This is a genomic window from Pseudomonas sp. BNK-15 (assembly GCF_047456105.1).
Taxonomy (GTDB): domain Bacteria; phylum Pseudomonadota; class Gammaproteobacteria; order Pseudomonadales; family Pseudomonadaceae; genus Aquipseudomonas; species Aquipseudomonas putida_E.
Genome location: NZ_CP179898.1, coordinates 3,829,546 through 3,841,922 on the forward strand (window position 1 = coordinate 3,829,546; position 12,377 = coordinate 3,841,922).

Genomic DNA, 12,377 nt, shown 5'->3' on the forward strand with positions numbered 1-12,377 from the left:
CTGTGCAAGGTTCGGGGCAAGGCGACTGGCAGGTACTGCGCAAGCTTCCTCGGTTCGTCTGTCAACAACATGAATGGATGACAGAAACGCTATCCATACTCCGTTGGAGGCGCGGCATTCTATCACGCCGATGCCTTGGCGCCAGCGCGTCGCGATCTGACAACGCCATCACTCACTAAGTTCGCACTTAGACAATTGTCGACAATGTTCATTTTCTCTTTGACTGAATTGGCTTGTTTCGCTAGTTTCTCCTCAATGGCTTATCAAGGTGTCAACAATATGCTGGACCTCATTACCCCCAGCCCTTCAGCGCCGGATGAAACGGAAACCTTGTCCGAGCATGTCTTCCGGCGCATCCAGGCCGCGATCGTCAAGGGGGAAATAGCCCCGGGCAGCAAAATCTCCGAGCCGGAGCTGGCGCGCACCTATGGCATCAGCCGTGGCCCGCTGCGTGAGGCCATCCATCGTCTGGAGGGCCAGCGCCTGCTGGTGCGTGTGCCACATGTAGGTGCGCGCGTGGTGTCGCTCAACCATGCCGAGCTGATCGAGCTGTACGAAATCCGTGAGTCGCTGGAGGGCATGGCTTGCCGCCTGGCGGCCGAGCGCATGAGCCAAGGCGATATCGACGAGTTGCGCCGGGTGCTGGACACCCACGAACGCGACGCGGCGTTCCAGGCGGGGGTGGGTTACTACCAGCAGGAAGGCGATTACGACTTCCATTACCGGATCATCCAGGGCAGCGGCAACCAGACCCTGGTCAAGATGCTCTGCGGCGAGCTGTACCAGCTGGTGCGCATGTACCGCATCCAGTTTTCCGCCACGCCCAACCGCCCGCGCCAGGCCTTCGCCGAACACCACCGCATCCTCGATGCCATCGCCGATCGTGACGGCGAGCTGGCCGAACTCCTGATGCGCCGCCACATCGGCGCGTCCAAACGCAATATCGAGCGCCACTACCTGGACGCCAACAACAATAGCCTTTGAGGTGAGAAATGACTGTGAAGAGCACCCCTGGTCAGCGTTTTCGCGATGCCGTTGCCGCCGAACATCCACTGCAGGTGGTCGGCGCCATCAACGCCAACCATGCGCTGCTGGCCAAGCGCGCCGGCTTCAAGGCCATCTACCTGTCCGGTGGCGGTGTCGCCGCCGGTTCGCTGGGCTTGCCGGACCTGGGCATCACCGGTCTTGATGACGTGCTGACCGATGTGCGGCGCATCACCGACGTCTGCGACCTGCCATTGCTGGTAGATGTCGACACCGGCTTCGGTGCCTCGGCCTTCAACGTTGCGCGCACGGTGCGTTCGATGAGCAAGTTCGGTGCCGCCGCCATCCATATCGAAGACCAGGTAGGCGCCAAGCGCTGCGGCCACCGGCCGAACAAGGAAATCGTCTCCCAGCAGGAGATGGTCGACCGCATCAAGGCTGCGGTCGATGCCCGTACCGATGACAGCTTCGTGATCATGGCACGTACCGATGCCCTGGCCGTGGAAGGCCTGAACGCAGCGCTCGACCGCGCCGCCGCCTGCATCGAGGCCGGCGCCGACATGATTTTCCCTGAGGCCATTACCGAACTGCAGATGTACAAGACCTTCGCCGACCGGGTGAAGGCGCCGATCCTGGCCAACATCACCGAGTTCGGTGCCACGCCGCTGTTCACCACCCAAGAGCTGGCTGGCGTGGACGTGTCGTTGGTGCTCTACCCGCTGTCGGCGTTCCGCGCCATGAACAAGGCGGCCGAAAATGTCTACACCGCGCTGCGTCGCGACGGCACGCAGAAAAACGTGATCGACACCATGCAGACCCGCATGGAGCTCTACGATGCCATTGGCTACCACGCATTCGAGCAGAGCCTCGATGCGCTGTTTGCGCAGAAAAAAGGTTGAGCCAATGCTGGCCTCATCGCCGGCAAGCCGGCTCCCACAGGTGCAGCACCAGGCTTGAGCCTTGCACAGCTTGTTGTGGGAGCCGGCTTGCCGGCGATAGGGCCGGTACAGGCACTCTGATTTAGCCAGAACGATATCCATAACAAATTCAAGAAAGGAGAAACACCATGGCCGAAGCAAAAGTACTCAGTGGCGCAGGCCTGCGTGGCCAGGTGGCCGGCCAGACCGCTCTGTCGACCGTCGGCCAGGCCGGCGCCGGCCTGACTTACCGGGGTTATGATGTGCGCGACCTGGCAGCAGGCGCCGAATTCGAAGAAGTGGCCTACCTGCTGCTATACGGCGAGTTGCCCAGCAAGGCAGAACTTGCCGATTACAAACACAAGCTCAAGGGCCTGCGCGACCTGCCGCAGGCGCTGAAAGAAGTGCTCGAGCGCATCCCGCGCGACGCGCACCCGATGGACGTCATGCGCACCGGCTGCTCGGTGCTGGGTACGCTGGAGCCGGAGTTGACCTTCGACGCCCAGCACGACAAGACCGACCGCCTGCTGGCGCTGTTCCCGGCGGTGATGTGCTATTGGTACCGCTTCACCCACCATGGCGTACGTATCGACTGCACCAGCGATGAAGACACCCTGGGCGGGCATTTCCTGCACCTGCTGCACGGCAAGAAGCCGAGCGAGTTGCATGTCAAGGTAATGAACGTTTCGCTGATCCTGTATGCAGAGCACGAGTTCAACGCATCGACCTTCACCGCCCGGGTCTGCGCCTCGACGCTATCGGACCTGTACTCCTGCATCACCGCGGCCATCGGCTCGTTGCGCGGCCCACTGCACGGCGGTGCCAACGAGGCGGCGATGGAGCTGATCGAGCGCTTCCAGAACCCGCAGGAAGCCACCGCAGAGTTGCTGCGCATGCTCGAGCGCAAGGACAAGATCATGGGCTTTGGCCATGCCATCTACAAAGAGTCCGATCCGCGCAACGAGGTGATCAAGGATTGGTCGAAGCAGCTGGCCGACGCAGTCGGTGACAAGGTGCTGTTCCCGGTCTCAGAAGCCATCGACAAGACCATGTGGGAGCAGAAGCGTCTGTTCCCCAACGCCGATTTCTACCATGCCTCGGCGTATCACTTCATGGGCATCCCGACCAAGCTGTTCACCCCGATCTTTGTCTGCTCGCGCCTGACCGGCTGGGCAGCGCACGTGTTCGAACAGCGCGCCAACAACCGCATCATCCGCCCGAGCGCCGAGTATGTCGGCGTCGAGCAGCGCCAGTTCGTGCCAATCGAGCAGCGCTGAAACAACAGGCCCTATAGCGACCCTGTGGGAGCTGGCTCCCACAGTGATTGCAGGGCCTGTGCGTTCATCCACGACCGTACCGTGACCGAGCCGATAATTTTATGAACACTGCATACCGCAAAGCCCTGCCAGGTACTGACCTGGACTATTTCGATGCCCGTGCCGCGGTCGAGGCCATCAAGCCCGGTGCCTACGACAACCTGCCTTATACCTCGCGCGTGCTCGCCGAAAACCTGGTGCGCCGCTGCGACCCTGCAACCCTGAACGCCTCGCTCGGCCAGCTGATCGAACGCAAGCGCGACCTCGACTTCCCGTGGTTCCCGGCTCGCGTGGTGTGCCACGACATCCTCGGCCAGACCGCGCTGGTCGACCTCGCCGGCCTGCGTGACGCCATCGCCGAGAAAGGTGGCGACCCGGCGGCAGTCAACCCGGTCGTGCCGGTGCAACTGATCGTCGATCACTCGCTGGCCGTCGAGTGCGGTGGCTTCGACCCGCAGGCCTTTGACAAGAACCGCGCCATCGAAGACCGTCGCAACGAAGACCGCTTCCATTTCATCAACTGGACCAAGAAGGCGTTCAAGAACGTCGATGTGATCCAGCCCGGTAACGGCATCATGCACCAGATCAATCTGGAGAAAATGTCGCCGGTGATCCACAGCGATCGCGGTGTGGCCTACCCGGACACCTGCGTGGGCACCGACAGCCATACCCCGCATGTCGACGCGCTGGGCGTGATCGCCATCGGCGTCGGCGGCCTGGAAGCTGAAAACGTCATGCTGGGCCGGGCCTCGTGGATGCGCCTGCCGGAAATCGTCGGCGTGGAGCTGCGCGGCAAGCTGGCGCCCAACATCACCGCCACCGACCTGGTGCTGGCCTTGACCGAGTTCCTGCGCAAGCAGAAGGTGGTTGGCGCCTACCTTGAGTTCTACGGCGAAGGTGCACGCGCCCTGACCCTCGGCGACCGTGCGACCATCTCCAACATGGCACCGGAATATGGTGCAACCGCTGCAATGTTCGCCATCGACCAGCAAACCATCGACTACCTGAAACTGACCGGCCGTGAAGATCAGCAGGTGAAGCTGGTGGAAACCTACGCCAAGGCCACGGGCTTGTGGGCTGACGCGTTGGCCACGGCCGAATACGAACGCGTGCTGAACTTCGACCTGTCGAGCGTGGTGCGCAACATGGCCGGGCCGTCCAACCCGCATGCCCGTGTTGCCACCAGTGAGCTGGCAGCCAAGGGCATCGCTGGTGCCTGGGACGAGATACCGGGGCAGATGCCTGACGGCGCAGTGATCATCGCTGCGATTACCAGTTGCACCAACACCAGCAACCCGCGCAACGTGATCGCCGCTGGCCTGCTGGCGCGCAATGCCAACAAGCTCGGCCTGGCGCGCAAGCCGTGGGTCAAGTCGTCGCTCGCGCCCGGCTCCAAGGCCGTGCAGCTGTACCTGGAGGAAGCGGGGCTGGAGAAGGAGCTGGAGCAACTGGGCTTCGGTATCGTCGCCTTCGCCTGCACCACCTGCAACGGCATGTCCGGTGCTTTGGACCCGGTGATCCAGCAGGAAATCATCGACCGTGACCTCTACGCGACGGCGGTGCTCTCGGGCAACCGCAACTTCGATGGGCGCATCCACCCGTACGCCAAGCAGGCATTTCTCGCTTCGCCGCCGCTGGTGGTGGCCTATGCCATTGCCGGCACCATCCGCTTCGACATCGAGAAGGATGTACTGGGCGTAGTCGATGGTCAGCAAATCCGCCTCAAGGACATCTGGCCAAGCGACGAAGAGATCGATGCGGTGGTGCGCGCTGCGGTCAAGCCGGAGCAGTTCCGCAAGGTCTACATCCCGATGTTCGCTATCGAGCAAGACCGTGGGCCGAAAGTGGCGCCGCTTTACGAGTGGCGCCCGATGAGTACCTATATCCGCCGCCCGCCCTACTGGGAAGGCGCTCTGGCCGGTGAGCGCACGTTGCGCGGCATGCGTCCGTTGGCGGTGCTGCCCGACAACATCACCACCGACCACCTGTCACCTTCCAATGCCATCCTGCTCGACAGCGCGGCGGGTGAATACCTGGCCAAGATGGGCCTGCCGGAGGAGGACTTCAACTCCTACGCCACGCACCGCGGCGACCACCTGACGGCGCAGCGTGCCACCTTCGCCAACCCCAAGCTGTTCAACGAGATGGTGCGCAAACCCGATGGCAGCGTGCAGCAGGGTTCGCTGGCGCGCCTGGAGCCGGAGGGCAAGGTGACCCGGATGTGGGAAGCCATCGAAACCTACATGCAGCGCAAGCAGCCGCTGATCATCGTTGCCGGTGCCGACTATGGGCAAGGCTCGTCCCGCGACTGGGCGGCCAAGGGCGTGCGGCTGGCGGGCGTCGAGGCGATCGTGGCCGAAGGCTTCGAGCGCATTCACCGCACCAACCTGGTGGGCATGGGCGTGTTGCCGCTCGAATTCCTGCCGGGCACCGACCGCAAGACCCTGGGCCTGGATGGTAGCGAGACCTATGACGTGGCAGGTGAGCGCAAGCCGCGTGCAACCCTGACGCTGGTGGTCACGCGCAGCAATGGCGAACGGGTCGAGGTACCGGTGACCTGCCGGCTCGATACCGCCGAAGAGGTGTCGATCTACGAGGCGGGCGGGGTATTGCAGCGCTTTGCCCAGGATTTCCTCGAAGCTACCGCCTGAGCTTGAAAAGCGGGGCCGCGTTGCGGCCCTTTCGCGACGCAAGGCCGCTCCTACCGGGGCTGTAGGAGCGGCTTTGCGTCGCGAAGGGCTGCAAAGCAGCCCCAAGGGTATTTCGCCGGACTATCAGGACAGCACAACCATGGCACACGCACCACAAATCAAGATCCCCGCCACCTACATCCGCGGCGGCACCAGCAAAGGCGTGTTCTTCCGCCTGCAAGACCTCCCTGAACGAGCCCAAGTCCCAGGGCCGGCCCGTGACGCACTGCTCCTGCGGGTCATCGGTAGCCCCGACCCCTACGCCAAGCAGATCGACGGCATGGGCGGCGCCACCTCAAGCACCAGCAAGACCGTGATCCTTTCACCTAGCACCAAGCCCGAGCACGACGTCGACTACCTGTTCGGCCAGGTAGCCATCGACAAGGCCTTCGTCGACTGGAGCGGCAACTGCGGCAACCTGTCTGCTGCTGTCGGCTCGTTCGCCATCAGCAGTGGCTTGGTCGAGCCGTCGCGCATCCCGCGCAATGGCGTTGCCACCGTGCGTATCTGGCAGGTCAATATCGGCAAGACCATCATCGCTCATGTGCCGATCACCGAGGGCCAAGTGCAGGAAACCGGCGACTTCGAACTCGACGGTGTGACGTTCCCGGCGGCTGAGGTGCAGTTGGAGTTCCTTGAACCGGCGGCCGATGAGGGCGAAGGCGGCGGGGCGATGTTCCCTACCGGCAATCTGGTGGATGACCTGGAGGTGCCCGGTGTCGGTACCTTCAAAGCCACTTTGATCAACGCGGGGATCCCGACCATTTTCGTCAATGCCGACGATGTCGGCTATGCCGGTACCGAGCTGCAGGATGCGATCAACGGCGATGCCCAGGCGCTGACGCGTTTCGAGGCGATCCGTGCCCATGGCGCCGTGCGCATGGGGCTGATCGAGCATGTCGACCAGGCGGCCGGGCGTCAGCACACGCCGAAGGTGGCTTTCGTTGCGCCGCCAAGCACCTACACTGCGTCCAGTGGCAAGGCTGTCGAGGCGGCTGACATCGACCTGCTGGTGCGTGCACTTTCCATGGGCAAGTTGCACCACGCGATGATGGGTACTGCTGCGGTGGCCATCGGTACCGCTGCTGCCATTCCAGGTACGTTGGTCAACCTCGCTGCTGGCGGGGGCGAGCGCAGTGCCGTGCGCTTCGGCCATCCCTCCGGCACTTTGCGGGTCGGGGCTCAGGCCAGCCAGGTGGATGGTGAGTGGACGGTCACCAAGGCAATCATGAGTCGTAGTGCCCGGGTGTTGATGGAAGGCTGGGTAAGGGTGCCTGGCGACAGCTTCTGACGCACCATTGGCGCTTGGCTTTGAATCAGCAGGGCCGCTGCGCGGCCCGTCGCTGGCAATCCGGTTCCTGCATTGACCGTGTGGGAGCCGGTTCACCGGCGATGGGCTGCGTAGCAGCCCCAATCAAAGGAGCTGCAAATGAGCGCCAACGTGGACCTGAACGAGCGTCCTGACTACGACGGGGTGCTGCAAACCCTTGCCGATTACGTTCTCACCTACCGCGTCGAATCCCTCGAGGCGCTGGACACCGCGCGCAATTGCCTGATGGACACCCTGGGCTGCGGCCTGTTGGCCCTGCGCTTTCCAGAGTGCACCAAGCACCTCGGCCCGCTGGTGGAGGGAACAGTGGTGCCCAATGGCGCCCGGGTGCCCGGCACCAGCTACCGGCTCGACCCGGTCAAGGCCGCCTGGGATATCGGCTGCACCGTGCGTTGGCTGGATTACAACGACACCTGGCTTGCCGCCGAGTGGGCCCACCCTTCCGATAACCTTGGGGGGATCCTCGCGGTGGCCGATCACCTGTCGCAAAAACGGGTGGCCAAGGGTGAAGGCCCGTTGCTCATGCGTGAAGTGCTCGAGGCGATGGTCATGGCCCATGAGATCCAGGGTGTGCTGGCGCTGGAAAACGCCTTCAATCGTGTCGGCCTCGACCACGTGCTGTTGGTCAAGGTGGCCTCCACGGCCGTGTGCGCCAAGCTGATGGGGGCCAATCGTGAACAACTGCTGTCGGCCCTGTCCCATGCCTTTGTCGATGGCCAGGCGCTACGCACCTACCGCCATGCACCCAACGCTGGCTCGCGCAAGTCGTGGGCCGCCGGCGATGCTTCGAGCCGTGGTGTGCGCCTGGCCGATATCGCGCTGCGTGGCGAGATGGGGGTACCCGGGGTGCTGACCGCGCCGCAGTGGGGCTTTTATGACGTGTCGTTCAGCCATACCAACAAGGACCTGGCGCTCAAGCCGTCTGCCCAGCAGACGCTGCGGGTACCGCAGGCGTTGGCCAGCTACGTGATGGAGAACGTGTTGTTCAAGGTCAGTTTCCCGGCCGAGTTCCACGCCCAGACCGCCTGCGAAGCCGCGGTCAGCCTGCACCCGCAAGTGCGCAACCGCCTGCACGAAGTCGACCGTATCGTCATCACCACCCAGGAATCGGCCATTCGCATCATCTCCAAGGTCGGCCCGCTGGCCAATGCTGCCGATCGCGACCACTGCCTGCAGTACATGGTGGCGGTGCCGCTTATATTCGGCCATCTGGTGGCCGAGCATTACGAAGATGCCTTCCACGCCGCCCACCCGAGCATCGACCGTCTGCGCGAAAAGATGGAGGTGGTCGAGGACCCTCGTTTCAGCCGTGAATACCTGGAGCCGGACAAGCGCTCGATCGCCAATGGCTTGCAGGTGTTCTTCAAGGATGGCAGCAGTACCGAACAGGTGGTGGTGGAGTACCCGGTCGGGCACCGGCGCCGGCGCGGCGAGGGCATCCCTTTGCTGGAGGCCAAGTTCAGGGACAACCTGGCGACGCGGTTTGCGCCTCAGCGTTGCCTGGAGATTTTCGAGCTGTGCGAGGATCAGCAGCGGCTGGAGGGTGCGGCGGTGCACCGGTTTGTGGATTTGTTCGTGATCTGAGGCGAGCAAAAGCAAAAAACCCCGGCATTGATGCCGGGGTTTTTTCTTGTAGCGTACCGCTGATTACGCTTGAACAACCGGGATCTTGGCGTTGGCCGCAGCTTCGCGGAACTCGGCGATCTGGTCGAAGCTCAGATAGCGGTAAACGTCGGCAGCCATGCTGTCGATGTCTTTCGCGTACTGCATGTACTCCTCGACGGTCGGCAGCTTGCCGATGATCGATGCGACAGCAGCCAGCTCGGCCGATGCCAGGTAGACGTTGGTGGCGTCGCCCAGGCGGTTCGGGAAGTTACGGGTCGACGTGGAGACCACGGTCGAACCGGTCTGCACACGTGCCTGGTTACCCATGCACAGCGAGCAGCCTGGCATTTCCATGCGCGCACCGGCCTTGCCGTAGATGCCGTAGTAGCCTTCTTCGGTCAGCTGGTGGGCGTCCATCTTGGTTGGCGGAGCCAGCCACAGACGAGTCGGAATACCGCCCTTGACCTTCTCCAGCAGCTTGCCGGCAGCGCGGAAGTGACCAATGTTGGTCATGCACGAACCGATGAACACTTCGTCGATCTTCTCGCCCTGTACCGACGACAGCAGGCGGGCGTCGTCCGGGTCGTTCGGCGCGCAGAGCACAGGCTCCTTGACGTCGGCCAGGTCGATTTCGATGATTTCGGCGTATTCGGCATCGGCGTCAGCCGACAGCAGCTCAGGCTTGGCCAGCCAGGCTTCCATGGCCTGGGCGCGACGCTCCAGGGTGCGGGCATCGCCGTAGCCTTCGCCGATCATCCAGCGCAGCAGGGTGATGTTCGACTTCAGGTACTCGGCGATGGCCTTTTCCGGCAGCTTGATGGTGCAGCCGGCAGCGGAACGCTCGGCCGAGGCGTCGGACAGTTCGAACGCTTGCTCGACGGTCAGTTCGTCCAGGCCTTCGATTTCCAGGATGCGGCCGGAGAAGGCGTTTTTCTTGCCTTTCTTCTCGACGGTCAGCAGGCCCTGCTGGATGGCGTAGTAAGGGATGGCATGCACCAGGTCACGCAGGGTGATGCCTGGCTGCAGTTTGCCCTTGAAGCGCACCAGGATCGACTCTGGCATGTCCAGCGGCATGACGCCGGTGGCGGCGGCGAAGGCCACCAGGCCGGAACCGGCCGGGAACGAGATGCCGATCGGGAAACGGGTGTGCGAGTCACCACCGGTACCGACGGTGTCAGGCATCAGCATACGGTTCAGCCAGCTGTGGATGATGCCGTCGCCTGGGCGCAGCGACACGCCGCCACGGGTGCGGATGAAGTCTGGCAGGGTGTGGTGGGTAGTGACGTCGATCGGCTTCGGATAGGCCGCGGTGTGGCAGAACGACTGCATCACCAGGTCAGCGGAGAAGCCCAGGCACGCCAGGTCTTTGAGCTCATCGCGGGTCATCGGGCCAGTGGTGTCCTGGGAGCCGACGGTGGTCATCTTCGGCTCGCAGTAAGCACCTGGGCGCACGCCCTGGCCTTCGGGCAGGCCGCAGGCACGGCCGACCATTTTCTGAGCCAGGGTGAAGCCCTTGCCGGAATCGGCAGGCTGCTCTGGCTTCTTGAACAGGTCGGATGCACCCAGGCCCAGCTCGGTACGGGCTTTTTCGGTCAGGCCACGGCCGACGATCAGCGGGATACGGCCGCCAGCGCGGACTTCATCCAGCAGTACTTCGGTTTTCAGCTCGAAGCTGGTGACCAGCTCGTCGCTGTCGTGACGGCGTACTTCACCTTTGTATGGGTAAACGTCGATGACGTCGCCCATGCCCAGGTTGGTGCAGTCGAATTCGATCGGCAGGGCACCGGCGTCTTCCATGGTGTTGTAGAAGATCGGGGCGATCTTGGTGCCGAAGCAGAAGCCACCGGCGCGCTTGTTCGGCACGTACGGGATGTCGTCGCCGAAGAACCACAGCACCGAGTTGGTGGCGGATTTGCGCGAAGAACCGGTACCGACCACGTCACCGACGTAGGCGACCGGGAAGCCTTTGGCCTTGACCGCTTCGATTTGCGCCAGCGGGCCGACCGAGCCCGGCTGCTGCGGCTCGATGCCGTCGCGGGCCATTTTCAGCATGGCCAGGGCGTGCAGCGGGATGTCAGGGCGCGACCAGGCGTCCGGGGCAGGGGACAGGTCGTCAGTGTTGGTTTCGCCCGGCACTTTGAACACGGTCAGGGTGTACTTGTCGGCGATGGCCGGACGCGAGGTGAACCACTCGCCGGCAGCCCAGGATTCCAGCACGGCCTTGGCGTGAGCGTTGCCCGCCTTGGCTTTTTCGGCCACGTCGTGGAAAGCATCGAACATCAGCAGGGTGTGCTTGAGCTTTTCGGCCGCGACGGCGCCCAGTTCGGCGTCATCCAGCAGCGCGACCAGCGTTTCGATGTTGTAGCCGCCCTGCATGGTGCCCAGCAGCTCGGTGGCGTGCTTGCGGTCGATCAGTGGCGAGTTGGCTTCACCCTTGGCCACGGCAGACAGGAAAGCGGCCTTGACGTAGGCAGCTTCGTCGACTCCTGGTGGAACGCGGTGGGTGATCAGGTCTACGAGGAAGGCTTCTTCGCCGGCCGGCGGGTTTTTCAGCAGCTCGACCAGGCCTGCGGTTTGTTCGGCGTTCAGCGGCTGGGGCACGATACCCAGGGCGGCACGCTCTTCGATGTGTTTGCGGTAGGCTTCAAGCACAGTTATTACCCTCATCAGTGGTCCCTAAAGGGAGTCCGGGACGCTCATCCAGCATTCTCTGCACCCATGCGCCATCACGGCTTCTTGGGCCGCCCAGCCAGGGTCGCAGAGAATCCTTACAGAAGCTGCTTTCAAAGTTTTACGCCTGCAGAACGGGGGCTGATGAGGGCTGGCGCGGGCATGCGAGGGGTGCATGGCCCGGGCCAACGCCGTTCTACCGGATCAACTGTGCTCGTGACGCTTTGAAAACAGCTTCCAACGGACATTGTTGCCTTGAAAAGGCGGGATGATTCTACGGCAAATTGTCGCAGAAGGTAAGGCGGCGAACATGACTTTAACGAGTGACCCTGGTTAGACAAAGGGCTAACATGGGCCTGTGTTCCACCGCCAAGCCGTTGTTTTTCCATGCCCAACCAGTCCATCAAGACCCCTTGCGTCGGCCTTTGCTCCACGGTGTATGGAGACACGGTGTGCCGTGGCTGCAAGCGTTTCCATCACGAAGTCATCCACTGGAACGCTTACGACGACGATCACAAGCGTGCCGTTTTGCTGCGCCTGGAACAGTTGCTGGTACAGGTGATGATGGCCAAGCTGGAAGTGTTCGATACGAACCTGCTGCGTCAGCAGCTGCAGCAGCGCTCCATCCGCTTTGTCGAGCAGCAGTCTGAGTATTGTTGGGCGTATCAGCTGATTGCACGCGGTGCCCGCCTGATTCGCGACCTGGAAGCGTACGGGATGGCGTTGCTGCCCGAGTTTCGGGACTGGGAGCTGCCGCAGTTGCGCGATGCCATCGACCGCGAATTCTTTTTGTTGTCCGAGGCGCATTACCAGCGCTATATCGCGCCGGGGTTCCTGCGTACCGAACTGAGGTAAGCCTTCTTCC

General features: G+C 62.9%; 8 protein-coding genes. 7 read left to right on the forward strand and 1 reads right to left on the reverse strand.

Annotation, left to right across the window (positions count from 1 at the left end):
• Positions 1–279: 279 nt before the first annotated feature.
• The 6 genes from ACMGF5_RS17515 (at position 280) to prpD (ending at position 8,821) form a co-directional block, all read left to right on the forward strand.
• Complete coding sequence (locus ACMGF5_RS17515; RefSeq protein WP_046787312.1) at positions 280–984, forward strand: GntR family transcriptional regulator; 705 nt, start codon at positions 280–282, stop codon at positions 982–984.
• Positions 985–992: 8 nt separating this feature from the next.
• A complete protein-coding gene (prpB, locus tag ACMGF5_RS17520) occupies positions 993–1,883 on the forward strand; it encodes a methylisocitrate lyase (protein ID WP_012313676.1) in 891 nt (296 codons plus the stop codon).
• A gap of 167 nt (positions 1,884–2,050) precedes the next feature.
• Positions 2,051–3,178 (forward strand): 2-methylcitrate synthase, encoded by a 1,128-nt coding sequence (gene prpC / locus ACMGF5_RS17525; RefSeq protein WP_119688613.1) that lies wholly within the window; start codon positions 2,051–2,053, stop codon positions 3,176–3,178.
• 101 nt (positions 3,179–3,279) lie between these two features.
• Entirely contained in the window at positions 3,280–5,868 is a 2,589-nt protein-coding gene (acnD, locus tag ACMGF5_RS17530) for a Fe/S-dependent 2-methylisocitrate dehydratase AcnD (RefSeq protein ID WP_119688614.1), read from the forward strand.
• Positions 5,869–6,007: 139 nt separating this feature from the next.
• Complete coding sequence (prpF, locus tag ACMGF5_RS17535) at positions 6,008–7,198, forward strand: 2-methylaconitate cis-trans isomerase PrpF (protein ID WP_196914183.1); 1,191 nt, start codon at positions 6,008–6,010, stop codon at positions 7,196–7,198.
• Between the two features lie 138 nt (positions 7,199–7,336).
• A complete protein-coding gene (prpD, locus tag ACMGF5_RS17540; protein ID WP_115275354.1) occupies positions 7,337–8,821 on the forward strand; it encodes a 2-methylcitrate dehydratase in 1,485 nt (494 codons plus the stop codon).
• Between the two features lie 63 nt (positions 8,822–8,884).
• On the opposite strand, the gene acnB is transcribed toward prpD, so the two are convergent.
• Positions 8,885–11,494 (reverse strand): bifunctional aconitate hydratase 2/2-methylisocitrate dehydratase, encoded by a 2,610-nt coding sequence (acnB, locus tag ACMGF5_RS17545; RefSeq protein WP_046787308.1) that lies wholly within the window; start codon positions 11,492–11,494, stop codon positions 8,885–8,887.
• 405 nt (positions 11,495–11,899) lie between these two features.
• On the opposite strand from acnB, the gene ACMGF5_RS17550 reads away from it, so the two are divergent.
• On the forward strand, positions 11,900–12,367 hold the full coding sequence (locus tag ACMGF5_RS17550; protein WP_046787307.1) for a DUF1289 domain-containing protein: 468 nt from the start codon (positions 11,900–11,902) through the stop codon (positions 12,365–12,367).
• Positions 12,368–12,377 lie beyond the last annotated feature (10 nt).